This is a genomic window from Halomonas faecis (assembly GCF_010993975.1).
GTDB classification, from domain to species: domain Bacteria; phylum Pseudomonadota; class Gammaproteobacteria; order Pseudomonadales; family Halomonadaceae; genus Halomonas; species Halomonas faecis.
In genome coordinates, this window is the sequence record NZ_JAACZO010000056.1 from 28,964 (window position 1) to 53,431 (window position 24,468).

The window sequence follows — 24,468 nt, forward strand, 5'->3', positions numbered from 1 at the left end:
TTACTTCAAGGACAAGGCATTTACTGGCTGGTTCGCCCGTAGCGCTCGGCGCGGCCAATGAAGCGGCGCAGCTCCTCCAGCGCCCGGTCGGTGGCGACCGACGCCTGGGGGCGCCCCGTCTCGATGCGTGCCAGCGCTACGGCGGTATCGTCGAGCAGCGTCAACGCCGACTCGTTGCGCGCCGCCAGGTGGCGCAGCCGGCTCTCGGTGCCGTCGATCAGCTCCAGGCGGCGCTTGAGGGCGATGCGTTCCTCCACCGTGAGCGACTTGCGCTCCAGGCGCCGGCGCACGAAATCGGCGTCGAGCCCCACCACGCCGCGTGCCTGGGAGGCCATGGCGGTGAAATTGTCCACGACCCCCAGACACACCTCGCGAACCAACTGCTGGGCACGCTGGTAGGCGAGCTCGCTGCGATCGAAGCGGGCCGCCAGAATATCCAGCACCTGAGCGTAGCGGCTGTAGACACGATCGGCCTGAATCGCCAGGTCGGGACGGCGTACGTCGAGCAGCCCCTGCTTGGCACCGCATAGCGCTTGCACCACCTCGTCCGCCCTGGCCGGCGGATGGGCTGGGTCGAGCACCGCCACGCCACGCTCGCGTGCCTCACGCTCTCCCTCGGCCCGGCGCCGCTCGGCCTCGGCGGCCAGCCGCGTCTCGAGGCGCTGGCGACGCTGGCGCGCGCGCCAGCGTCGCCAGGCGCGCTCCAGCGGCACTTCCACGGCGATCGCCACCAGCCCCGCCAGCCAGCCGCCCAGGCTCGGCCCGAAGCCGCCCCACAGCGAGGTCAGCCACAACAGAAAGCTCAGGAAGGGCGCGAAGAGCGCATAGCGAAAGACCACCTGCAGGCGGCTGGACGACTCGGTGGGCAGCGCAAGCCTGGGGTTCACCAGCCCGACCAGACACCATGGCAGGCAGGTGAGAAAGAGTCCGTAGGCAAATCCCTGCAGGAATCCCAGCATGGGCCTCGTGTCCAGCGACCATGGGCGATGTCCTGAGTGTACGGGTGGCCAGCGTTGGGCGCACGTCTCATTACATCAGCCGCGTCAACACCAGGGCGCTGCCGCTGACCAGCAGAGCAGTGATGACGGCAACGTCTACCGCCCGGTCGAGCCAGCGATCGACCGCGCCAACACCCCGATGGCGCGACGAACGGCGATGCGAGGCACCGCGGCGGGGCGGTGTACGGCGGAAGCCGAGCAGCGACATGACAGACCTCCGTCGTTGTCGTTTCCTTGAGCTTATGACCTGGCCATGAAGCGCGCCACTGCGAAGGGTCGGGATTGCAAGGCGGCAGCATGACCCCGATGATGCAACGAGAAATGCAGCAGGCTAACCAATTACTGGGTACCGACATGCCGCGACTCACCGATACACCTCTCTCCGTTCTCGACCTCGCCCCGATTCGGCAAGGCGGTACTGCCGCCGACAGTTTCCGTGAGAGCGTCGACCTGGCCAAGCTCACCGAACGGCTGGGTTTCACTCGCTACTGGTTGGCCGAACACCACGGCATCGACGGCATCGCCAGCGCTGCCACGGCGGTGCTAATCGGCCACATTGCCGGCGCCACCTCGCGCCTTCGCGTCGGTAGCGGCGGGGTCATGCTGCCCAACCACCCACCGCTGATCGTCGCCGAACAGTTCGGCACCCTGGAGGCGCTCTATCCGGGGCGCATCGACCTGGGGCTCGGTCGTGCCCCAGGGGCGGATGCCGCCACCATGGCGGCGCTGCGCCGCGATCCTTACGCGGGTGCCGAAGACTTTCCGGAACGACTCACCGAACTGCAGGGCTTTCTCGGCGAACCGCAGCCAGGCCAGCGCGTGCGCGCCATTCCCGGCCAGGGCACCGAGGTCCCACTGTGGCTGCTGGGCTCCAGCGGCTACAGTGCCCAGCTTGCAGCCCGTGAAGGACTTCCTTTCGCCTTCGCCGCCCAGTTCGCACCGCGCTATCTGCACGAGGCACTGCGCCTCTACCGAGAAAACTTTCGCCCCTCTGCGATGCTCAAACGCCCCTATGCCATGGTCGGCCTCCCAGTGATCGCCGCCGAAAGCGATGCGCGAGCCGACTATCTTGCCAGCACGACCCGACAAAAGTTTCTCAACCTGATTCGCGGTGCCCCGACTCGCTCGCTGCCGCCGGTGGAAACGCTGGACTGGACCCCGGTGGAGCGCACCCAGGTCGAGCAGTTCCTGGGGGCAGCGGTCATCGGCGGTCCGGAAACCGTGCGCCACGGCCTCGAAACCTTCCTTGAACGCACCGGTGCCGACGAGCTGATGCTGGCAACCGATGTCTTCGCCGAAGCGGATCGACTGGCCAGCTATGCGATCGTGGCCGAGGCATGGCAAGCGTGATGGCATCGGCCTGCTGCACGGCTCGAGCCGGCCGAGATCGGCATTCAGCACCCTGGCGTTCGCGGTAACGGAACCGTCCGGAACGATTCCGCCTCCCCGGCCTCAAAGGGGCAGTCATGTCGCGACCCCCGACCGGGGTGTCGCCCCCATTTGGAGAGAGTGATGCCCGATCCCCACGACCCCCGCCGCAACCCGGCCTGGCATGCCGCCCAACAGTGGCAACGGCGTGCCCAACAGTCGCAGGGCAGCGGCCTGCTCGGCAGCCTGAAGATGCTGCTCGCTTGGCTGCTGTTCGGCACCCTGATGATCGTCGCCATGGTGCTTGGCCTGGTTTTCCTGCTGCTCGGCTGGGCCCTGATGCCGCTGCTGCGCCACCGACTCAAGAAACGCATGGAGCAGATGCACGCCGACCAAGCGCAAGACGTGGGCGGAAGCGTCCACTATCGCGAAACCCGCTATCGGGAAAGCCGCTCTGCATCCGGCACGCGGCGCGATCAACAGGTACTGGAAGGGGATTACGAGGTAAAGGACGACCAGCGGCGCTGACCCGCCACATTCGGGCCACCGGTTCAGGCGCCGCCTTCGTAAGCTGCCTTCAGTCGATAGAACTCGGTGACGACCTCGTCCATGGCAGCCGGGTCGTAATCGCAAAGCCCGCTCACCACCAGCTTCTTGGTTCCGCTACCCACCACCTCACCGGCATCGGTGATGCAGAACTGCAGCCGCACATCGCCCCGCTTGCCGTTCACTTCCAGCGCCGAATCGACGAGCTCCAATGCCGGCTGATCGAGGTCCAGTCGCTCCAGGGAAAAGCCCATGCTGTCGTAGACCACCAAGGGACGGCGGGGATTGAACATCACGCCTTCGGCTTCCATCAGCGGCTTGAGTACATGGGGAAAGTTCTTGCCGGAGAAGGCCACGTAGCGCTTGGTAAAGGCCTCTATCACCCCGGCCTCATGGGTGCACTCGCCACGGCGCGCCACTTCCAGGTAGCGTTTGCCCTCGTCGTCGCTGATCTCGATGTGGGTGTCGTCGGGCGCCTCGAAGTGCAGTGGCACATCGCCTCCCACCATGCTACGAAAGCGAAAATCCATGTGCCGGGAGAGGCCGAAACGGGTCAGCACCAAGGCAAAGAGCAGGTCGCCCGGCACGCAGAAGCGTCGCGCATCGGGATCGTGAATGGGGTTGAAGTCGCCGGCGATCCGCTTGGCGAAGTCGCTGGCCTGCTGTGCGGTGATGCTAACCCGCGACGCCATCCGCGTATGGTAGGGATCGAGAAACATGCCTGGTCGAGCCTGCTCTAAAATGAGGTGATGCCGGCTGTCGGGCGCCGGTGTCGAATCCGATGATGCCACAAGTCGCCGCTGTACGTCGCCATGACCCGAACGGTAAAAGGGGATGTTGCGCTGCAATGCGACTGATATAATTAGGTCGCTTACAATCCCCTCCACTCTCTGACGGAAACCGCGAACCATGGTGACTTGTCCACGCTCCTCGGACCATCGGCGCTCTGCCCGGTGGTCTTTTTGGTTCTGTACCCCGCTTCTCCTCCTGGGGCTCTCCACCCCCCTGCATGCCGCCGCCGGTCCACTGGACCTGACGCCTTCGGCCGTCGGCATGGCCGCTTTGGCACTCTTCGTCCTCGCCTATGCCCTGGTCATGGCCGAGGAGAAGATCCACATGCGCAAGTCCAAACCGGTGCTGGTCGCGGCCGGCATCATCTGGGCAATGATCGGCTGGGTCTACGTCAATGCCGGCCTCTCGGCGGAGTCCGAGCACGCCTTCCGCGAGACCCTGCTCGAGTTCTCCGAGCTGATGCTCTTCTTGCTGGTGGCGATGACCTACATCAACGCCATGGAGGAACGCCGCGTGTTCGACGCCCTGCGCTCCTGGATGATCCGCAAGGGCTTCAGCTACAAGCAGCTGTTCTGGCTGACCGGCGGGCTCGCCTTCGTCATCTCGCCGGTGGCCGACAACCTCACCACCGCCCTGCTGATGTGCGCGGTGGTCACCAAGGTGGCCGAAGGCGACAAGCGTTTCATCAATCTGTGCTGCATCAACATCGTGGTGGCCGCCAATGCCGGCGGTGCCTTCAGCCCCTTCGGCGACATCACCACCCTCATGGTCTGGCAGGCCGGCATGGTCGAGTTCTATGAATTCCTGTCGCTGTTCATTCCTTCGCTGGTCAACTTCCTGATTCCCGCGGTGGTGATGAGCCTGTTCATCAACAACCGCAAGCCGGAAGGCGTCTATGAGGACGTCTGGCTCAAGCGTGGAGCCCGCCGCATCATCGTCCTGTTCCTGCTCACCGTGGCCACCGCGGTGGCCGGCCACACGCTGCTTCACCTGCCGCCAGTGCTGGGCATGATGACCGGCCTGGGCTACCTGCAATTCTTCGGCTACTACCTGCGCCGGACCCTGCCGCGCTCGCTGGAGCGCAAACGCAAGCGCTACACCCGTCGCGGCGACTATCGCAAGCTCGAGCAGTTGGGCAGCGTGGTGCCTTTCGACGTCTTCAACCGCGTGGCCCGCGCCGAGTGGGACACCCTGCTGTTCTTCTACGGCGTGGTGATGTGCGTGGGCGGCCTGGGCTTCATGGGCTACCTCGCCATGGTGTCGGAACTGCTCTACGCCCAGTGGGATGCCACCTGGGCCAACGTCGTTCTGGGGCTGATCTCCGCCGTGGTCGATAACATCCCGGTGATGTTCGCGGTGCTGACCATGGAGCCCGAGATGTCCCACGGCCACTGGCTGCTGGTGACCCTCACCGCAGGCGTCGGTGGCAGCCTGTTGTCGGTGGGCTCGGCCGCCGGCGTGGCGGTGATGGGCCAGTCACGTGGCGCCTATACCTTCATGGGCCACCTGCGCTGGGCACCGGTGATCATGCTCGGCTATATCGCCAGCATCGCCGTCCACCTGTGGCTCAATGCCGAGAGCTTCGCGATCATGCACTGACACGCACCTCGTCAAGGGTCGAGCCACGGCCCTTGATGAAGCCGTCCTGGCCAGCACAGCACCATGATGGCCAGGACGTTGCGGTGCTCACCGCCGGCCAGTTCGCTGCTGCCCGCGGGTGACGGAATGATGCCGCTTGTCGGGTCGACGGCCGCGACCAGCACTTCGCGCAGGCGAGCTACCGCCGGATGCGCCTCGCGACCGGCCAGCAGGAAACTGAGCGCCACCTCGGCCTGGATGTCCTCGGTGGCGCGCTCCCGGATCGTCTCGAGCTCGCGCTCGAAGCGGCCCAGTATCCAGGCGAATTCGTCGGGATCCACGCGTTGCTGGTAATAGCGGCTCGCTGCGATCACGAAATGGGTCATGCCGTAGAGGTAATTGCGATATTCGAGTGCATCGAGCCCGGCGATACTGCTCGGCGGATACTGGGCACGAAAGGCGGAGACCACTGACTCGCGCAAATCGGCAACGCCGAGCTGATACAGGAAGTACGTATAATTGCCCACCTGGGCCGCATAGGTACGCAGGACTTGCGGGTCGGTCACAAAGCGCTTCCAGTCGACCTCGGCGAGGTAGTCTAGGGCTCGCTCGTACCCGTCGATATCCCCCTGCAGGCCGTGGTGCTCGGCTTGGATCAGCCGGGCGAGAAGACGCCGCGCGAAGGGAATCTCTTCCCACTCGGCGAGCATCGCCCGCCGAACTCTCTGCTTCTCGGTGCGCTGCGGATAGGTCGCGACGATCTCACGACTGCGGCTGGCGGCATACCCCGGCGCTTCGAGACCGGCGATATCGGCCTCGAGCTTGGCCACCAGGCGGCGGCCGTAGGCGCGACTGAAGGGCACGTAGCGCTCCTCACCGGTGAGGCGGTAGAGACGCTGGGCATAGTGACGCTGTTTGGCCGGCGGCAGCTCGGACAGCGCCGCGTCGTACACGGCCTGGATAGCCAGACCCGCCTCGCGCTGGCGCTCGCTGATGTCTTCACGCGGCTCGTGGCTGGCACAACCCACGAGCAGCGCCAGCCACGCCAGCAGTAACCACCCGCTCGCTCGTCGCCAGCCGTTACCACGCGCCGGCAAGCTCGTATGACGACCTGTTTCATCCGCGACCATCCTTGCCTCCCCGTCGACGACCGGGACGGATCAACCTGACCCGAGCCTTGGGGCGCACCGGGGTTTCGCCCCCACCGTCCCGTGCGGCCGGACGGATCGTCACCCAGGCGAAAACGGGCAGCGCGAGCCGCCACTGGATCGCCGCCAGGCGCAGGCTCAGCGTCGTCGCCACACCGACCATGATCGGCACCAGTGCCGGTAGTCCCAGCGCCTCAAGCGCCACGAAGACGATGCCGCCGGCGATCGAGGCGGTCGCGTACACCTCCTGACGCAGCACCATGGGCACACGACGCGCCAACACGTCGCGTACCATGCCGCCGGCCACCCCAGTGAGCAGGCCCATCAACACCGCCACGATGCCGGGCGCCTCCAGCAGCAGCGCCTTGTGGGCCCCGATCACCGTGAACAGGGCCAGGCCGAAGGCATCCGCCACCGGCAAAAAGACCCGCGAGAGGCGATGAATGTAGTGGAAACCCAGGATCGACAGCCCCACGGTGGCCAGGATCACCCACAGGTAAGTGGGGTCGCTGACCCAGAACACCGGCCGCACGCCCAGTACCAGGTCGCGCAGGGTACCGCCGCCGATGCCGGTCACCGCCGCCAGTACCAGCATGCCGAAGGGGTCCATACGCGAGCGGCAGGCCAGTATCACCCCCGACAGCGCGAAGACGATCACCCCTGCCATGTCCAGCCAGTAGACCAGTTCCGTCACCTGCTCGCTCCTCGATTCCTTACTGGTAGGTCACCACCAGGAATCCCACCAGCTCGGCATCGCCGACGTTCGCGATGGCGTGTTCGAGGTCGGCATGATAGTGAGCGGAATCGCCGGGGCCCAGCTCGCAGCGATTGTCGCCGGCCTCCACGACCGCCCGCCCTTGGGTAACGGTGAGCAGCTCGCGGGTACCTTCGAAATGGGCAGCGCTGTGCAGCCGAGCGTTCGGGGCGAGGCGCACCTCGTAGAACTCCACGCTCTTCTCCAGGTGCAGCGGCGAGAGCGTGCGGATGCGGCAGTCGCGGTCGTCACGAAACAGCTGGCTGGCGTCGTCGCTGCGCACCACCTCGATGCGCGATGCCGTCCACGGCTGGTCGACCAGCTCGCCGATGTTGAGTCCGAAAGCCTGGGCGATGCGCAGCGTCACCGCCAGGGTGGGGTTGGCCCGCCCGCGCTCGATCTGGCTCAGCATGGAACGGCTGACTCCCGAAGCCGCGGCCAACTGCTCCAGCGTGAGACCACGCTTCTTGCGCAACTCCACGACTCGGCTCGCCAGCCCCTGACTGCCGATATCCCCCGTGGTGGATGACGCTGCCACCGTTGTGTCGTTCACGCCGTCACTCCTCTATACCAATAGCAACAGTCACCGAATCCCGGGCCTGTGCCATAGCGAAAAATCCAAAATACAAGAATTAATTCTTGAATAATGGAATGTTTCTGCAATACTGGAAACCGTTCCTTTATCGTAAACGTTTCGGAGCGCATTGCCAGGACCCAGCGCTCCCGACGTCACACCGATTCCCCATCACAAGGTAGAGTCATGAAAGCACTGGTCAAGAAGGAAGCCGCGCCGGGACTGTGGCTGCAGGAGGTTCCAAAGCCGGAGATCGGCATCAACGACGTGCTGATCCGCGTCAAGCGCACCGCCATCTGCGGCACTGATCTGCACATCTACAAGTGGGACAGCTGGGCGCAGAAGACCATCCCCACGCCCATGGTGGTGGGTCACGAATTCGTCGGCGAGATCGTCGAGGTCGGCTCCAACGTCAATGATTTCCACCCCGGCCAGATCGTCTCCGGCGAGGGCCACGTGGTGTGCGGGCGCTGCCGCAACTGCCTGGCGGGGCGCCGCCACCTGTGCGCCCACACCAGTGGCGTGGGCGTCAATCGCCCGGGCGCCTTCGCCGAGTACGTGGCGCTTCCCATGTCCAACGTCTGGGAGCACAAGCCGGGCATCGACCTCGATGTGGCCGCCCTGTTCGATCCGCTGGGCAACGCCGTGCATACCGCACTGCAGTTCGATCTGCTCGGCGAGGACGTGCTGATCACCGGCGCCGGGCCGATCGGCGCCATGGCCGCGGCGGTGTGCCGACATGCCGGGGCGCGCCACGTGGTGGTCACCGACCTGAACCCGTCACGCCTGGCCCTGGCCGAACGCCTCGGCGCCACCCGCACGGTAGACGTGCGCCATGAAACGCTGGCCGACGTGCAGCGCGACCTGGGGCTGGCCGAAGGCTTCGACGTGGGCCTGGAGATGTCCGGCAGCCCCGCCGCATTCCGGGAGATGCTGGCCAATCTCTGCCACGGCGGCAAGGTGGCGATGCTCGGCATTCCCACCGAGGAGATGGCCATCGACTGGAACACCGTGATCTTCAACATGCTGACGATCAAGGGCATCTACGGTCGCGAGATGTACGAAACCTGGTACAAGATGTCGGTGATGATCGACTCCGGGCTCGACATCTCGCCGGTGATCACCCACCGGCTGCCCTACACCGATTTTCAACAGGGCTTCGAAGCCATGCTGGCTGGCGACGCCAGCAAGATCGTCCTCGACTGGGAGTAATGCCATGTACGGAGCCTTTCGACAGCACCTGCAGCGCGAGCTCGATGCCATCGAATCCGCCGGGCTGACCAAGCACGAACGCCTGCTGGCCACGCCACAGGGTACCCATGTCGGCCTGCCCCCCTCTGCCGGGATGGAAGTAGACCGCGAGGTGCTCAACCTGTGCGCCAACAATTACCTGGGCCTGGCCCAGCACCCCGAGGTCAACGCCGCCGCCAGGGTCGGGCTCGACGAGTGGGGTTACGGCCTGGCCTCGGTGCGCTTCATCTGCGGTACCCAGACCCAGCACAAGGATCTCGAGCAAGCGCTCAGCGACTTTCTCGGCACCGAGGACACCATCCTCTACCCTTCCTGCTTCGACGCCAACGGCGGGCTTTTCGAGACGCTGCTCGGGCCCGAGGACGCGGTGATCTCCGATGCGCTCAATCACGCCAGCATCATCGACGGCATCCGGCTCAGCAAGGCCAAGCGCTACCGCTATCGCAACTGCGACCTGGCCGACCTCGAAGCGCAGCTGCAGGCCGCCGAACGCGATGGCGCGCGCTTCAAGCTAATCTCCACCGACGGCGTCTTCTCCATGGACGGCACCATCGCCCCGCTGGATGCCATCTGCGACCTGGCGGAGCGCTACGGGGCGCTGGTGCACTTCGACGACTGCCACGCCACCGGCTTTCTCGGCAAGGGCGGTCGCGGCACCCACGAGTACCGCGACTGCATGGATCGCATCGACATCACCACCGGCACCCTGGGCAAGGCGCTGGGCGGTGCCAGCGGCGGTTATACCAGCGGCAGAGGCGAGATCGTCGCCCTGCTGCGTCAGCGCTCACGGCCGTATCTGTTCTCCAACACCGTGGCCCCGCCGGTGGTGGCCGGCGCCCTGAAGGCCCTGGAACTGGCCGCCGAGTCCCGCGAGCTGCGCGACCGGCTCGAGGAGAACACCGCTTTCTTCCGCACGGGACTCGAGCGCCTGGGCTTCGAGCTACTGCCCGGCGAGCACCCCATCGTGCCGGTGATGCTGCACGATGCGGCCCTGGCCAGCCGCTTCGCCGACGCCATGCTCGAAGAAGGCATCTACGTGATCGCCTTCTCCTACCCGGTGGTGCCCAAGGGCCAGGCACGCATCCGCACCCAGATGTCCGCCGCCTTCACCCGCGACGACCTGGAGGCAGCGCTGGCCGCCTTCGCCCGGGTCAAGGCGAAGCTCGGGGTGTGACCCTCGCTTCGCCTTGTCCCCGGCGCCTGTGTGCAGTGTTTCCTCAGCCGATGGTGCCGCCGCCGCGCCGGGTAATCGCCACTATGGATGGGCGCGGCGGCATGCCATCCGCGAAGTCAGGCCAGCGAGTCGCCGGATTCTCGAAGGTCGAGGGGGCGTCGCGTCCCGGAAAGGCCTCGGTTCCATCGGCCGCCGGATGCTGCACCGCCACGAACAGAGTGGTGTCATCCGGGGTGAAGCAGGGGCCGCACATCTCAGCACCGACCGGCACGCGAAAGAACATCTTGCCGGTGCCGCGCCGCTCGCCCTCGGTTTCCAGCGCCCAGACCCCATCGGCCGTGCCCGACTTCGCCCAGTTGCTGCCCTGGTCGGTGGTCACCCAGAGTCGCCCCCGCGCATCCACGGCGCAATTGTCGGGAGCCGCGAACCAGCCGTTGTCGCTGGTGGCGGGGTTCCACAGCGCCCCCACCTCGCCCTTGGCGGGATCGCCGCAACGCACCAGCACCTCCCAGTGGTTGCGCTCGGCCGTGTGACGCCCCTCGGTGACGATCTCGAGGATGTGCCCGAAGGTGTTGTCGGCTCGCGGGTTGACCGCATCCACCTGCTCTTCGGTCCGCTGCGTATTGTTGGTGAGCATCACATAGACGTCGCCGGTGGCCGGGTTGGCCTCGACGTCCTCGGGGCGGTCCATGGGCGTGGCGCCCAAGGCGTCGGCGGCCAGCCGAGTATCGATCAGCACGTCGGCCTGGCTGGCGAACCCCTTCTCTTCGGTCAGCGGTCCTTCGCCATGCACCAGCGGCAGCCAGGTCACGCTGCCATCTTCGTCGAAGCGCGCCACGTAGAGGGTACCGTGATCGAGCAGGTCGCGGTTGGCCGCCGGGTCGACACGCTCGACGACGTCGCGACTGACGAACTTGTAGACGTAGTCGAATCGCTGGTCGTCGCCCATGTAGACCACCAGGCGGCCGTCCTCGGCAATCACTGACTCGGCCCCCTCGTGCTTGAAGCGCCCAAGTGCGGTGCGCTTGACCGGCACGCTCTCGGGGTCGCGCGGGTCGATCTCCACCACCCAGCCGAAGCGGTTGGGCTCGTTGGGCTCCTGGGAGACATCGAAGCGGGCGTCGAACCGGCCCCAAGCGTAAGCGTTGCCCGGCACGCCGTAGCGCTGGAGCTTGGCCTTCTCTGGGTGGTCGTCGACATCGCCCAGGAAGTAACCGTGGAAGTTCTCTTCGCAGGTGAGAATGGTACCCCAGGGCGTGGTACCACCGGCGCAGTTGTTGAGAGTGCCGATCACCGTCGTGCCCTCGGAGTCGGCCGTGGTGCGCATCCGCTCGTGGCCAGCCGCGGGGCCGCCAATACGCATCTCGGTGCGGCGCGGAGACAGGCGTCGGTTGTAGCGGCTGTCGCGCCGGTAGCGCCAGCGGCCACCCTCGCGCAGGATCTCGACCACCGAGAGCCCGTGTGCGGCCTTCTCGATCTCCACCATCTCGGCGGTGACGCCGGAGAAGTCGTGCTCATCCTGTGGCCCCGGCAAGCCCGGGAACATCAGCTCCTCGTTGGTGTACTCGTGGTTGACCACCAGCAGGCCATGGTCGAAGCGCCCCTCCAGCGGCACGAAGCCCACGTAGTCGTTGTTGTAGCCGAACTGGCACTCCTGGGCATCGGCGCTCTGGCGGCGCGGATCGAACTCCGGTGCATCGGCGAACAACGGATCGCCCCAGCGGATCAATACCTCGGCATCGTGGCCGGCCGCCACGTGATGGGTCGTATCGACGCCGTGCACGATCTCCTCGAAGGCGAAGCGATCGTGCGCTTCGGCAGCGATGGCGGCGCTCAGCGGGTGCAGTGCCCCGATGGCCGCTACGCCCAGGCCGACACTGCCGGCGCCCTTGAGAAACCCGCGACGCGAGAAACGTCGCTCGATGATCTCACCGATGGGGCGGTGCACGTGGGGGTTGCTCGGTTCGTTCTCGGCTTCCTCGAAATGGGCTCGACGATTGAAAACCATGGCTTCTTCTCCTTACGGGACGCGGTATCGCCGCGACTCAGTCACGGGATTCCTTGATAACGCCGCAAGGTGTCGCTCTGATGACGATGTCATGGCAGTGTGGGGTCATGCATTGCAAGGACGAAGCAGACATCACTTGGGGTATGCTGTGTGCGCCAGACACTGAAGCCTCGCAGGCAGAAATCCAGGGCCGCGCCCAAGAACACAGGAGACACCCCATGGAATGGAGTTCCGCGCTGATCTGGCTGACTCTCGCCCTTTTGCTGGGGCTGGCCGAACTCACCTCCGGCGCTCTGCTGCTGCTGGCACTGGCCATCGCCGCCACTCTCACCGCAGCCGTGGCGACCCTAGAGCCGTCGCTGGCCGTGCAACTGCTGGCCATGGGAGCCTTCTCCGGCGTGCTGGTCCCGCTCGCCGTGTGGAAGATCCGCCCCTGGTTCTCGCCCCGCGGCGTGGCCTATGGCACCACCGGCAGCGGAGTCGAGAAGGGTCGGCGCTACACCACCCTCGAGCGCGAGTTCGACGGCGCCACGGGCATCAAGATCAACGGCGACTTCTACCGCCTGCGGGTGGCCGCCGACGCTGATGAAAAAAGCGGCGAAACCGTGCTGCCGGCGGGCACGTCCGTCATCTTCGAACGCTTCGACGGCACCACCGCCGTCGTGCATCTCGCCCCACACGCTTCACACGACAAGGAACAGTGACCATGAATGCGAACCTTCCCATCAGCCCCGGGCTGATTCTCGCCCTGATCGTCGTCGTCATCGGCATCCTGATCGTCGCCAAGGGCCTGGTGATCGTACGCCAGTCGGAGGTGATGGTGATCGAGCGCCTAGGCTCCTTCCACCGCGTGCTGGAGAGCGGCATCAACATCATCATTCCCTTCATCGAGCAGCCCCGTGCCATCACCATGATCCGCTACAAGAAGCTCGGCGAGGAGTACCAGCCGCTCACCAGCGACGACGTGCGTATCGACCGCCGCGAAACGGTGATGGACTTTCCCGGCCAGCCAGTGGTGACCACCGACAACGTCACGGTGACCATCAACGGTGCGCTCTACTACCAGATCATCGATCCCAAGCGGGCCGTCTACGAGGTGGAGAACATGAGCCAGGCGGTGGAAGTGCTGGCCAAGACCACCTTGCGCTCGGTGGTCGGCAAGATGGAGCTCGACAAGCTGTTCGAGTCGCGGGCCGAGGTCAACAACGAGATCCAGGCCGCCATGGAAGAGCCGGCCTCCAAATGGGGCGTGAAGATCTCGCGGGTCGAGGTGCAAGACATCGCCATGCCCGGCGAGGTGGAAGAAGCCATGCGCCTGCAGATGGCCGCCGAACGCAAGCGCCGCGCGACGGTGACCGAGGCCGAGGGCGAGAAGTCCGCGGCCATCGCCAAGGCTCAGGGGCAGCGCGAATCGGCGATCCTCAACGCCGAGGGTGACAAGGAGTCCGCCATCCTGCGCGCCCAGGGCGAGCAGGAATCGATCAAGCTGGTGCTGGGTGCCATCGGCGAGAACGAAGAGAACAAGCGCACCGTCGTGGGCTACCTGCTCGGCCAGAGCTACATCAAGGCATTGCCGACGATGGCCCAGGAGGGCGAACGGGTATTCGTACCCTACGAATCCTCGGCGCTGCTCGGCTCGATGGGCATGTTCCGCGAGCTGGCCGGCTCGCCGGAGGACGCCGTGGCCAACCACCTGCGTGCCAACGACCGGCAAAGCGGGCTGCGCAGCGGCGTGGTGGGCGGTGCCGCCAGCGGCAGCGCTTGACAGGGCCTAGCCGCCGGAGGATGGCAGGGTCGGGGCTGCCACCCTGCCGTTCCGGCGTGACGTCTCGGCATTTCCGGTCAGCACGGTTATTGCCGAACGCTCACTCCCTGGCCAGCATGCGCAGCGCATCGGCGATCCGTTCCAGGGCTATCTTCAGCGCTCCCCGGCTGCGTGCCGCCGAGAGACTGACGCGTATCGCCGGCATATCCTCCTGCTTGACGGCGAATACCCCGGCAGGCACCACATCGACTCCCCTGTCCCGACAGGCCTTCACCATCGCTTCGGACGAGCCGCTCCCCTGTACCCAGACATGGGGCGACGGATCGCTTACCGCGCCCAGGCCGGCTCCCAGTATCTTCTTGGCCAGCCGCCAGCGCCACGCCACCTCCTCGCGCTGCATCGCCTGGCGCCGCTGGGCGGTCCCATCTTCCATCCATTGGCAGAAGAGGGAAAGGCACAGCGGGGACACCGCCCAGTGGGTCAACTGCATCTCGGGGTCTATCCGCCGCAATCGCTCGCGATCGCCGGCAATGAAACCAATGCGCAACCCCGGCGCGACCGTCTTCGACAGGCTGGTGACCAGCAGCCCCTGCTCGCCCAGCAGCCGCGTCAGCGGCGGCGAGGCCCCCAGGCCGCCATAGACGTCATCCTCGACGACGAGCAGTCCATGATGGTGGACCACCTCGGCGATCCGGGCCTGGCGCTCGGCGCTCATGCTCACCCCGGTGGGATTGTGCAGGGTGGGAGCCAGTACGATCACTCGGGCGTGGGTGGCCCTCGCCATGCGGTCGAGGTCGTCCGGCACGACACCCTGACGATCCAGCGCCACTCCGTGCAGCGGCAGGCGCAGTTGACGGCAGGCAGCCTTGATGCCCGGCGCTGCCAAGGCCTCCACCAGCACCGCGTCACCAGGCTGGCAGAGTGACGACAGGGTGGCAAAGAGGCCTTGCTGCGCGCCGGCACAGAGCATGACACCGTCCGTGTTCAAGTGCAGGCCACGCTGCTGCAGCCAGCCAACGGCATAGCTCTTGCCGAGCATCAGCGCGTCGGCGCTCAGGTAGCACTGGAAGCGTTCGGCGCTGCCCGCCTGCAGCAGTTGCCGCAAGGCCGCCTCGACATCGTGATGGAGCGTCTCCGCCACGGGCACATTGGTGGAAAGATCGAAACGGGTCAGGGCGTCGTCCGGCTGCTTGAGCCGAAACAGGGTCGCCTCCTTGCTGTCGGCGAGTACGTAGGTACCACGCCCCACCTCGCCGGAGACCAGATGTCGTCGCGTCGCTTCGCGATATGCCTGCATCGTGGTGCTGGGATTGAGTCCCAGCCGCCAGGCCAGGCGTCGCTGTGGCGGTAGGCGGTCGCCGGCCTTGAGCTCGCCTCGCTCGATGGCCCGGGCAATGGCCTCCACCAGGGCGAGGTACTTGGGCCGGGCATCGTCTTCGAGTTGGGGTATCCACATGTTTATTGTTGCCCATGCAATATAAGTTTTTACCCACACAATCGCTCGCTTCTATGATCAGGTCAAACCACCGATGGAGACGTTGCCGTGTTCGATCTGGAATCCCTGCGTGATGCCACTCGCCATGTTCATGGCCTGATGTCGCCCACCCCGCAATATGCCTGGCCATGTCTCTCCGGCCGCCTGCACTGCGAGGTGTGGGTCAAGCACGAGAACCATGCCCCCACGGGTGCCTTCAAGGTCAGGGGCGGCATGCTCTACGTCCGGGCGTTGCAGGAGCGCTTTCCCCAGGTATCCGGGCTGGTCACCGCGACGCGGGGCAATCACGGCCAGAGCCTGGCACTCGCCGCGCGCCGCGCCGGCCTCGAGGCCATCATCGTCGTTCCGCGAGGCAATTCGACGGAGAAGAATGCCGCGATGAGGGCCTTGGGGGGCGAGGTAATCGAGTATGGGGCGGACTTCGACCAGGCGCGCCGCGAGGCCGAGCGGCTGGCAGGTGAGCATGGCTTCGTGCTGGTGCCCGCTTTTCACCCTGAGCTGATCCGCGGCGTCGCGACGTATGCCCTCGAGTTCTTCGAGGCGGTCAAGGCGTTGCACAGCGTTTATGTCCCGATCGGCATGGGGTCGGGGATCTGCGGACTGATCCAGACCCGTGATCTGCTTGGACTCGACACCAAGATCATCGGCGTGGTCTCCGACCGGGCCGATGCGTTCGCGCAGAGCTTCGCGCGTGGCAGGATCGTGACGACGGAGACCGCCGATACCTTCGCCGACGGCATTGCCTGCCGCATGCCCGACGCCGAGGCCTTCGCCATCGTGCAGCGCGGTGCGTCACGGGTCGTACGGGTGAGCGACGATGACATCGCCCAGGCGATTCGCATCTTGCACGAAGACACCCACAATACCGCCGAGGGCGCGGGTGCCGCCGCCCTCGCGGCACTGGTCAAGGAGCGCGAGGCTCAGCGCGACCGCCGGGTCGGCGTTATCCTCACCGGCGCGAACATCGATCGGCAGCGCTATGGCGAGCTGCTCGCCGCGCCGCAGCCGACCAGGGGATGAGGCGTTCGCCTGCCAAGCGATCCCTGGTGCCACACCTCATAGCAGGTCGTTGCCGAAGCGCGCCAGCTGCATCTCGCGCAGCCGGCTCAGCGTGCGACGGAACGGAAAGGCCAGGTAGCCATCGCCGTAGAGGTCGTCCATGGCCACCGCGGCTTCCAGGTAGAGCGGCACGCGCCGGTCGTAGCACTCATCGACCAGCGCGATGAAGCGACGCACGCCGTCATCCCGCCGGGACAGCGGTGGCAGCTCCCGCTCCCCAGCCTCGACGCGCGCGACCCCGTCCTCCGTGCCGCGCGCAATGCCGCCAGCGAAGCGCGTGTCGCTCAGGCACGGCACCTCGCTGAGCAGGATGTGGTCGAAACCGTCGACCAGGGCGATGAAATCCAGCGCGGCCAGCGGCTGCTCGCACAGGTCGGCGTAGCGACACCAGACCACCCGCGCGCTGCGACGCTGCACCGCAATGCGGCGATGGCCCAGCTCGATGGGCTGATCCACGGCCGGCTCTCCCCGACTCAAGCACTCGAATGACGCTGCCAACTCGCTTGGCTGACCGGGCGCGGCGACCCAGTAGCGCTGACACTGCTGGCCGGGATGCAACCGGTGATCCCGCCCGCCATCGAGCGCCACCACCTGCATGCTGCGCTCGATGGCGGCGATGGCGGGCAGGAAGCGTTCCCGATTGAAGCCATCGGCATACAGCTGGGTGGGGCCCTGATTGGACGTGCACACCAGCACCAGCCCCTGCGCGAACAGCGCTTGAAACAACCTCCCGAGCAGCATCGCATCGGCGATGTCGCTGACGAACAGCTCGTCGAGGCACAGCACCCGCACGTCCTCGGCGAGCTCACGGGCCAGCGCCGCCAGCGGATCGGCGGTGCCGGTCAGTTGGAACTGGCGCCGGTGCACCCAGCGCATGAAGTGGTGGAAGTGCAGGCGCCGTGACGGCACCGCGAGATGGCGGTGAAAGGCGTCCATCAGCCAGGTCTTGCCGCGCCCCACCGGCCCCCACAGGTAGACGCCGGGAACCGCAACGGCGCCGCCGTGCAGGGCGTGGAAGCAACGCTCGAGGCGCTCGGCCGCCGCGTGCTGGGCCGCGTCCGCCACGAAACCGTGATGCTCGACCGCCTGCCGATAGACCGCCAGGGGTGACGCCGTTGTCATACGCCGTCCAGCCGACGATCCATGATGGTCACCGTCTCGCCACGGTAGGTCCGTGTCTCCCGCTCCCGCCAACCCAGCCGACGATAGAGCGCCTGCTGATCCGGCGTGTAGAGATGGAAAAGCGCGATACCGCTGTCGCGCGCTTCGGCCTCGACCCGCCGCACCAGCGACGAGGCGATGCCCTGGCCGCGCCACTCGGGCAGCACGAATACCGAGGCCAACCAAGGCGACAGATCGGGGCGGTCGCGCATATCGTCGGCCACCAGGCTCGCCGTGCCCACCGCCACGCCATCGCGCATGGCGACGAACACCGAGGGCACGCCCCCCGCGCCGCACTCGCCACGCAAACGCTCGATGGCGTCGTCGAGGGTCATGCCGGGATTGAGGTGCCCCCAGGTGGCATGGGTCCAGCCCGCCAGCGTAGCGACATGCGGCGAACCGGCGCTCAGCCGTTCGATCCTTGCTACTTCCGTCATCTCGGCGCTCCTCAGGCCTTCCATTGCATGAGAGCCTTACGGTAACCACAAAGGCCCCAGCCCGCCAGCAGACGGACCGGGGCCGCATGGTCATGCCGGGGTCAACTCAGCTGATACGGATACACCGAGCCGATCTTCAGGATTCGGGTCAGTTCGTCCAGCGCGGCGAGGCTCTCGGCGGCGAGCTGCGGGTCGGCGAGGTCCGCCGGTGCCAGGCGGTCGCGGTAGTGGCACCGCACCCAGGCGACGAGCTCGGCATGCAGGGCTTCGTCGAGCAGCACGCGGCCGGAAAGCGCAGCGCGTTCCTCGGCGGAAAGCACCACGCGCAAACGCAGACAGGCCGGCCCACCGCCGTTGCGCATGCTCTGCTTGACGTCCTTGACCACGACTTCGGCGATGGGGTTGGCCCCCGCCAGCAGGTGATCCTGAAGGGTGCGCCAGACGCGCTCGTTCTCCTGGCACTCGCCCGGCACCACCAGCGTCATGCTGCCATCGGGATTGGAGAGCAGTTGGGAATTGAAGAGATAGGAACCCACGGCGTCCTCGAGGCTCACCGCCTCGGCGGGCACGCGCAGCGGGATCAGCGGCGTGACCAGCTTGCCGCGCAGCTCGTCGAGCACGGCCTGCTCGTCGAGAAAGGCCATCTCGTGGTAAAGCAGTACCGGGCCGTTGCCCACGCTGATGACATCGTTGTGGAAGACCCCGGCGTCGATGGCATTCGGATGCTGCTGGGCGAAGACCGTCTGCGATTCGCTCAGCCCGTGCTGGCGCGCCACCGCCTGACTGGCTTCGAGTGTCTGGCGAGCCGGGAAACGCTGCGGCGCCGGGCGCTCCTCGGTCCCCCAGCCGAAAGCCTGGCGACCATAGACGTAGAGATGCACCCCGGCCTCGCCGTGCTCGCCGGCAAGACGCGTGTGATTGGCCGCGCCCTCGTCGGAAAACGCCGGCGTGGCGGGCAGTGCCGGATGGTGGGCGAAGTGCGCTGGATCGCTGAAGATCGCCGCCAGCACGCGCCCCGTGGTGCCCGGCTCCAGGAAGCGGTGGAAGCTCGACTGCAGGTTGGCCGGCGTGAAGTGCACGCGGCCGTCCGGGGCGTCGCGGCTCGGCGTCAGCGTGGCGGCGTTGGCCGTCCACATGCTCGAGGCGGAACACACCGCGCGCAGCAGCTGCGGCGCCTCGCCGGCGGCGCGCGCCAGCACTCGCTCGTCGCTACCGGTGAAGCCCAAGGCTCGCAGGGTACCCAGGTCCGGCCGCTGCTGCGGCGGCAGTACGCCCTGGAGGTAGCCCGCCTCCATCAGCGCCTTCATCTTGGCCAGCCCCTGCAACGCCGCCTCCCGTGGATTGGCGACGAGACCGCCGTGGCTCATCGAAGCGACGTTGCCCAGCGCCAGGCCGGCGTAGTTATGGGTGGGGCCGACCAGGCCGTCGAAATTGACCTCGCGATAGTCGCTCTTCACGGTCTCGTTCACAGGCTGACTCCCGGTGGCAACTGGTCGGGCAACGTCAAACTCTCGCTCTCCATGGAGGCTACCGGATAGGCGCAGTAGTCCGCCGCGTAATAGGCACTGGGGCGGTGGTTACCGCTCTCGCCCACCCCGCCGAAGGGGGCGTCGCCGGAAGCGCCGGTGGTCTGGCGATTCCAGTTATTGATCCCGGCGCGGATGCGCAGCAGGAAATCGTCCCAGTCGACACGTTCCCCCCCGATCAGGCCGGCAGAGAGGCCGTAGCGGGTGTCGTTGGCCAACCGAATCGCCTCGTCCCAGTCGCGGTAGCGGTACACCTTGAGCAGCGGGCCGAAGTGTTCCTCGTCGGGCACCGCCAGCCCGGTGACGTCGATCAGCCCCGGCGAGAGCAGGCTGGTGCCCTCTTCGAGGCGCTCCAGGCGCGCCAGCACCGTACCGCCCAGGGCCTCGAGGTCATCCTGAGCGGCGAGCAGACCGTCCGCTGCCGGGCAGCTCACCAGGCCCGCGTAGAAGGGTGCCGGCTCGCTGAACTGCCCGGCCACCCGCAGCCGCGAGATGGCATCCGCCAGGGCATCGAGCAGGTGATCGCCCACCTGACCCTCGGGCACGATCAACCGCCGGGCGCAGGTACAGCGCTGCCCGCCGGAGAGAAACGCCGACTGCAGGATGGTCAGCACGGCGGCGTCCTGGTCCGGCACGTCCTTCACTACCAGCGGATTGTTGCCGCCCAGCTCCAGGGCCAGGATCTTGTCCAGCTGGCCGGCGAACTGGCGGTGGAGAATCCCTCCCACCTTGGCGCTGCCGGTGAACAGCAAGCCGTCGATGCCCGGATCGGCAGCCAGCGCCTGGCCAACCGGAGCGGCACCCTGAACCAGGTTGATCGCCCCGGCGGGCAACCCCGCCTCCTGCCAGCACTGCAAGGTCAAGTCGGCGGTCAGCGGCGTCTGTTCGCTGGGCTTGAACACCACCGTGTTGCCGGCCAGCAGCGCCGGAACGATATGCCCGTTGGGCAGATGGCCGGGGAAATTGTAGGGACCGAACACCGCCATCACGCCATGCGGACGATGACGCAGCACGGCCCGCGCCTCGCCGGCGTCGCGCTCCCGCTCGCCGGTGCGCTCCTGGTAGGCGCGGATGGAGATCGCCACCTTGCCGATCATGGCACCCACCTCGGTACGCGCCTCCCACAGCGGCTTGCCGGTCTCGTGGGCGATGGCACGAGCCAGGTCGTCACGATGGGCTTCCAGCCCCTCACGGAAGCGCTCCACCAGCGCCTGGCGCTCGGCGAAGGAGCGGCGCGCCCAGGCGGCAAAGGCATGGCGGGCTGCCGCCACCGCCGCCCCGACCTCGGCCTCGCCAGCGGCGGCGCCCTGCCACAGCGCCTCCCCGGAAACCGGATCGTGCTTGGTGAAGGTCGCCCCGTCGCCCGGCTGCCAGGCGCCGTCGATGAACAGCTGCTGCATGGCCTTCATGGTGTCTCCTCGGTATCCAGGATGCGCAGGGTATCGCCGGCGCTGACCTCCAGCCGGTACGCCTCTGCTTCGCTCAAGGTAACCACGCCCTCGGCATCGGGGCCACGGCTCACCCAGGCGGCACGAAAGCGCGCCATGTCGGTGGTGGCCGCCAGCCAGCGCGGTCGCTCGGCCGACGTCTCGCCTGCGGCGATCGCCACTCGCGCTCGCCGCGAGGCGCGCACGGCACGCACGTCGTCGACGTAGGCTTCCACGGTGGGGCCGCCGTCGAAGATGTCGATGTAGCCCTCCCAGCGCAGCCCCTCTTTCTTGAGCATGGCCAGCGCCGGACGAGTCTGCTCGTGCACCTGGCCGATGCAGGCCCTCGCTGCCTCGGAAAGGAAAGGCGTGTAGATGGGGAACTTGGGCATCAGCTCGCCGATGAAGCTCTTCTGGCCCAACCCGGTGAGCCGGTCGGCTTCATCGAAGTCCAGCGGAAAGAAGTGACTGCCCAAGCACTCCCAGAACGGACTCTTGCCGCGCTCGTCGAACCGCCCGCGCATCTCGGCAATCACCTTGTCGGGGAAGCGATCGCGGAATTCGGCCATGAACAGCCAGCGGACCTGCGAAAGCAGTACGCCGTTACGCTCGCGGCCGCGGTATTCGGGCCGCAGGAACAGTGAAGCCACCTCGGCATCGCCGGTGTGGTCGGAGCTCAAGAAAAGGGTGTCGATGGTGCGGTGCAGGTCGAGCTGCACCGAAGAGTGGGCGAGCGTGCCCAGGCGGTAGTGGTAGAAGGGCACTTCGCGCCCCACCTGGCCCTCGATGGCGCAGCAGCCGGCCAGCGCTCCGGTATCCTCGTCCTCGAGCACGAAGAAGTAATTGCGCTGGTCCACCGGCCGGCGTTCGGCGAAGGCGGCCTCCGTGGCAGCGATCTTGTCGGCCAGAAAATCGCTGTTGTCGGGCAGCGAGGTGAAGCCCACGCCCGTCTCCCGAGCCAGGGCCTGCAGCTCGGCCAGATCGCCTTCGGCAATCGGTCGGATGCGCATCACAACTCTCCCTCGTCGTAGCCCGGGTCGAACTCGTCGCTGCTCGGCAGCGCCAGCGGTGCGGCGAGCACCGCACGCCCCTCCTCCACGCCGAGCACGTCGGCATGTTCCGGCGACAGGATGAGCTGTCCGGTGGGCGACAGGGCATAGCGGGCCACCACGCAGCGAAAGTCGCCCAGCTGCTGGTTGGCGACCATCGCCGGCTCGGCATCGGGCAGGGCATGGGCAGGACGGATGCGTACCGGGTGCCAGGCAGCGCGGCGGAAGGTCGCCAGCCGCTCGAGCTCTGCCTTGATCACCGGGCCGGCATCGAAGAGGTCGACGTGCCGCGAACGCAGGAACCCCTCGGCGAGCATCTCCGCCAGCGCCGCTTCGTGGTCGGGATGCTCGCGGCCGATGGCAGCACGGGCCTGGGGCGTGAGCAGCGCCAGATAAAGCGGAAACTGCGGCATCACCTCGGCGATGAAGCTCTTCGAGCGCACGCCGGCCAAGTAGTTGATCTCATGGTAGTCGCGCACGAAGAAGTGGCGTCCCACGCTGTTCCAGAACGGCGACTCGCCGTCGGCATCCAAGTACCCGGGGAACGCCATGGCGAGCAGCTCGGCGAAGCGCTCGGGATACTGGGCAATGAACATCAACCGCGCTCGGCGCAGCAGGCTCTCGGCACTGGTGCCCTTGTAGCGGGCATCCAGCGACAGCGCGCACAGCAGGCTGGCCTCGGACACCTCGTGGGAGAGCGCCAGGGTCTGTACCTCGCGACGCACGTTGAGCTGCTGCGAGGCGTGAATCAGCGTTTCCTGACGATAGGTGTAGTAGGCTTCCCGGGCGCCGGCCTGGGCACGCACCGTGGCGGTGCCCACGACCTCGCCGCGCTCACGGTCCTCGAGCACGAAGGTGTAGTGCTCGTCGCCGGGGAAGTCGACCTCACCGGCGAACGCCTGTCGCGAGCGGGCGATGCGCTCCTCCAGGCGGTCACGGTGCGCCGGCAGGTTGGTGAGCCGTGGCGTGGCGCTGCCCGCCAGTCGTTCCAGGGCCGGCAGGTCGGCCGGCCGCACGGGGCGTACCACCAGCATGGCAGGGTCTCCGCTCGTCATGGGCGCGTGCATCATGGCGCGGCGTGCCCTCACTGCCCGGCCACCAGCCGTGCCACGGCGCGCTCCAGACGCACCATGCCCTCGTCGATGTCGGCCTCGGGAATCACCAGCGAAGGCGCCAAGCGCAGCACGTTGGGCCCGGCGATCAGCGCCATCACCCCCTCCTCGATGGCCAGTGGCAGGATGTCCTTGGCCCGACCTTCGAAGGCAGGTGCCATCTCCGCACCGATCAACAGCCCCATGCCACGGATCTCGCGGAACACGCCATGCTTGGCATCGATCGCCTCCAGGTGCTCGCGGAATCGCTCATGGCGACGTTTGACCCCCTCCAGCACCTCGGGGGTGTCGATGTGCTCGACGGCAGCCAGCGCCACCGCGGAAGCCAGCGCATTGCCACCGTAGGTGGACCCGTGGGTACCGAAGGCGAAGGCCGACGCCACGCGGTCGGTGGTGAGCATGGCCCCCACCGGGAAGCCGCCGCCCAACGCCTTGGCACTGGTGAGGATGTCGGGGGTCACCCCGTACTGCTCATGGGCGAACAGCGTGCCGGTTCGCCCCACGCCGGTCTGCACCTCGTCGAAGATCAGCAGGGCATCGAGAGCATCGCACAGCGCCCGCAAGCCCTGGAGGAACTCCGGCGTGGCCGGCACGATGCCGCCCTCGCCCTGCATGGGCTCCACCACCACCGCACAGGTATCGTCGTCGATCAGGTCGCGCACGCTGTCCAGGTCGTTGAACTCGCCGTGGACGATGCCGCCGGGCACCGGTCCGAAGCCCTGGGCGTACTTGGGCTGACCGCCAACGCTGACGGTGAACAGGGTACGGCCGTGGAACGATTGCGAAAAGGAAACGATACGGTGCTTGTGCTCGCTGACGTTGTCGTGGGCCCAGCGCCGCGCCAGCTTGAGGGCTGCCTCGTTGGCTTCGCCGCCGGAACTGCACAGATACACCTTGTCGGCGAAGGTCCGCTCGACCAGACTCCGGGCCAGCTGGAGTGCCGGCTCATTGGTGTAGACGTTGGAAAGATGCCACAGCTTGTTCGCCTGGGCGGTGAGCGCCTCGACCAGCACCGGATGGCAATGACCCAGCGAGTTGACCGCGATCCCCCCGGCGAAGTCGACGTACTCGCGTCCTTCCTGATCCCACAGGCGGCTGCCCTCGCCGCGCACCGGTATGGCCTGCTGGGGCGCATAGTTGGGCACCATGTAGCGGTCGAAATCGGCGCGGGTCGGGGTCTGGCTCATGTCGGTCTCCACTCCATCGGGCAGAATTCAGGGTCGAAACTCGAGTATAGGGAGCTTCC

The 24,468-nt window shown here is 66.8% G+C and carries 23 protein-coding genes; 8 read left to right on the forward strand and 15 right to left on the reverse strand.

What is annotated here, in order from left to right; all coding sequences use genetic code 11:
* Window positions 1-20: 20 nt before the first annotated feature.
* Window positions 21-959: a cobyrinic acid a,c-diamide synthase gene (locus GFD32_RS15945; RefSeq protein WP_163577593.1), complete on the reverse strand. Its 939-nt coding sequence runs from the start codon at window positions 957-959 to the stop codon at window positions 21-23.
* Window positions 960-1,029: 70 nt separating this feature from the next.
* A complete protein-coding gene (locus GFD32_RS15950; RefSeq protein ID WP_163577594.1) occupies window positions 1,030-1,206 on the reverse strand; it encodes a hypothetical protein in 177 nt (58 codons plus the stop codon).
* 146 nt (window positions 1,207-1,352) lie between these two features.
* On the opposite strand from GFD32_RS15950, the gene GFD32_RS15955 reads away from it, so the two are divergent.
* A complete protein-coding gene (locus GFD32_RS15955) occupies window positions 1,353-2,348 on the forward strand; it encodes an LLM class flavin-dependent oxidoreductase (protein WP_163577761.1) in 996 nt (331 codons plus the stop codon).
* Window positions 2,349-2,510: 162 nt separating this feature from the next.
* Window positions 2,511-2,894: a hypothetical protein gene (locus tag GFD32_RS15960; protein WP_163577595.1), complete on the forward strand. Its 384-nt coding sequence runs from the start codon at window positions 2,511-2,513 to the stop codon at window positions 2,892-2,894.
* Between the two features lie 23 nt (window positions 2,895-2,917).
* On the opposite strand, the gene GFD32_RS15965 is transcribed toward GFD32_RS15960, so the two are convergent.
* Window positions 2,918-3,631 (reverse strand): DUF3581 domain-containing protein, encoded by a 714-nt coding sequence (locus GFD32_RS15965; protein ID WP_163577596.1) that lies wholly within the window; start codon window positions 3,629-3,631, stop codon window positions 2,918-2,920.
* Between the two features lie 190 nt (window positions 3,632-3,821).
* Here GFD32_RS15965 and nhaD point away from each other — a divergent pair, with 190 nt between their 5' ends.
* Window positions 3,822-5,303: a sodium:proton antiporter NhaD gene (gene nhaD / locus GFD32_RS15970; RefSeq protein ID WP_163577597.1), complete on the forward strand. Its 1,482-nt coding sequence runs from the start codon at window positions 3,822-3,824 to the stop codon at window positions 5,301-5,303.
* An 11-nt stretch (window positions 5,304-5,314) separates the two neighbouring features.
* Here nhaD and GFD32_RS15975 read toward each other — a convergent pair whose 3' ends face one another.
* From GFD32_RS15975 to GFD32_RS15985, 3 genes are read right to left on the reverse strand one after another with little or no spacing between them, the layout of a single operon-like run.
* Window positions 5,315-6,412: a DUF3541 domain-containing protein gene (locus tag GFD32_RS15975; protein ID WP_163577598.1), complete on the reverse strand. Its 1,098-nt coding sequence runs from the start codon at window positions 6,410-6,412 to the stop codon at window positions 5,315-5,317.
* Window positions 6,399-7,124, reverse strand: coding sequence for a trimeric intracellular cation channel family protein (locus GFD32_RS15980; RefSeq protein WP_163577599.1), 726 nt, complete (start codon window positions 7,122-7,124; stop codon window positions 6,399-6,401). Before GFD32_RS15980 ends, GFD32_RS15975 begins: the two co-directional genes overlap by 14 nt.
* A 19-nt stretch (window positions 7,125-7,143) precedes the next feature.
* Window positions 7,144-7,737, reverse strand: a complete 594-nt coding sequence (locus GFD32_RS15985; RefSeq protein WP_240455682.1) for a helix-turn-helix domain-containing protein — start codon at window positions 7,735-7,737, stop codon at window positions 7,144-7,146.
* Between the two features lie 207 nt (window positions 7,738-7,944).
* Between GFD32_RS15985 and tdh the strand changes: the two genes are divergently transcribed.
* Window positions 7,945-8,970, forward strand: coding sequence for an L-threonine 3-dehydrogenase (gene tdh, locus GFD32_RS15990; protein WP_163577600.1), 1,026 nt, complete (start codon window positions 7,945-7,947; stop codon window positions 8,968-8,970).
* Between the two features lie 4 nt (window positions 8,971-8,974).
* A complete protein-coding gene (gene kbl, locus GFD32_RS15995) occupies window positions 8,975-10,183 on the forward strand; it encodes a glycine C-acetyltransferase (RefSeq protein ID WP_163577601.1) in 1,209 nt (402 codons plus the stop codon).
* A gap of 43 nt (window positions 10,184-10,226) precedes the next feature.
* Here kbl and GFD32_RS16000 read toward each other — a convergent pair whose 3' ends face one another.
* Entirely contained in the window at window positions 10,227-12,191 is a 1,965-nt protein-coding gene (locus tag GFD32_RS16000) for a PhoX family protein (protein WP_163577602.1), read from the reverse strand.
* Window positions 12,192-12,409: 218 nt separating this feature from the next.
* On the opposite strand from GFD32_RS16000, the gene GFD32_RS16005 reads away from it, so the two are divergent.
* Together GFD32_RS16005 and GFD32_RS16010 are read left to right on the forward strand one after the other, a co-directional pair.
* Window positions 12,410-12,895, forward strand: coding sequence for an NfeD family protein (locus GFD32_RS16005; RefSeq protein WP_163577603.1), 486 nt, complete (start codon window positions 12,410-12,412; stop codon window positions 12,893-12,895).
* A gap of 2 nt (window positions 12,896-12,897) precedes the next feature.
* Complete coding sequence (locus tag GFD32_RS16010) at window positions 12,898-13,956, forward strand: SPFH domain-containing protein (RefSeq protein ID WP_163577604.1); 1,059 nt, start codon at window positions 12,898-12,900, stop codon at window positions 13,954-13,956.
* Window positions 13,957-14,056: 100 nt separating this feature from the next.
* Here the strand turns inward: GFD32_RS16010 and GFD32_RS16015 are convergent, their stop codons facing one another.
* Complete coding sequence (locus tag GFD32_RS16015) at window positions 14,057-15,412, reverse strand: aminotransferase-like domain-containing protein (protein WP_163577605.1); 1,356 nt, start codon at window positions 15,410-15,412, stop codon at window positions 14,057-14,059.
* A gap of 87 nt (window positions 15,413-15,499) precedes the next feature.
* Between GFD32_RS16015 and GFD32_RS16020 the strand changes: the two genes are divergently transcribed.
* Window positions 15,500-16,471 carry a threonine dehydratase gene (locus tag GFD32_RS16020; RefSeq protein WP_163577606.1) on the forward strand — a complete coding sequence of 324 codons (972 nt, stop codon included), beginning with the start codon at window positions 15,500-15,502 and terminating at the stop codon, window positions 16,469-16,471.
* A gap of 36 nt (window positions 16,472-16,507) precedes the next feature.
* Here GFD32_RS16020 and zapE read toward each other — a convergent pair whose 3' ends face one another.
* The 7 genes from zapE to GFD32_RS16055 form a co-directional block, all read right to left on the reverse strand.
* Window positions 16,508-17,632 carry a cell division protein ZapE gene (gene zapE, locus GFD32_RS16025; RefSeq protein WP_163577607.1) on the reverse strand — a complete coding sequence of 375 codons (1,125 nt, stop codon included), beginning with the start codon at window positions 17,630-17,632 and terminating at the stop codon, window positions 16,508-16,510.
* Window positions 17,629-18,108, reverse strand: a complete 480-nt coding sequence (locus GFD32_RS16030) for a GNAT family N-acetyltransferase (protein WP_163577608.1) — start codon at window positions 18,106-18,108, stop codon at window positions 17,629-17,631. The genes zapE and GFD32_RS16030 overlap by 4 nt, the downstream gene beginning before the upstream one ends.
* Window positions 18,109-18,209: 101 nt before the next feature.
* Window positions 18,210-19,577 (reverse strand): N-succinylarginine dihydrolase, encoded by a 1,368-nt coding sequence (gene astB / locus GFD32_RS16035; RefSeq protein WP_240455683.1) that lies wholly within the window; start codon window positions 19,575-19,577, stop codon window positions 18,210-18,212.
* On the reverse strand, window positions 19,574-21,043 hold the full coding sequence (gene astD, locus GFD32_RS16040; RefSeq protein ID WP_163577609.1) for a succinylglutamate-semialdehyde dehydrogenase: 1,470 nt from the start codon (window positions 21,041-21,043) through the stop codon (window positions 19,574-19,576). The genes astB and astD overlap by 4 nt, the downstream gene beginning before the upstream one ends.
* On the reverse strand, window positions 21,040-22,071 hold the full coding sequence (gene astA, locus GFD32_RS16045; RefSeq protein WP_163577610.1) for an arginine N-succinyltransferase: 1,032 nt from the start codon (window positions 22,069-22,071) through the stop codon (window positions 21,040-21,042). The genes astD and astA overlap by 4 nt, the downstream gene beginning before the upstream one ends.
* Complete coding sequence (locus GFD32_RS16050) at window positions 22,071-23,144, reverse strand: arginine N-succinyltransferase (RefSeq protein ID WP_163577611.1); 1,074 nt, start codon at window positions 23,142-23,144, stop codon at window positions 22,071-22,073. The genes astA and GFD32_RS16050 overlap by 1 nt, the downstream gene beginning before the upstream one ends.
* A 50-nt stretch (window positions 23,145-23,194) precedes the next feature.
* Window positions 23,195-24,409: an aspartate aminotransferase family protein gene (locus GFD32_RS16055; RefSeq protein ID WP_163577612.1), complete on the reverse strand. Its 1,215-nt coding sequence runs from the start codon at window positions 24,407-24,409 to the stop codon at window positions 23,195-23,197.
* Window positions 24,410-24,468 lie beyond the last annotated feature (59 nt).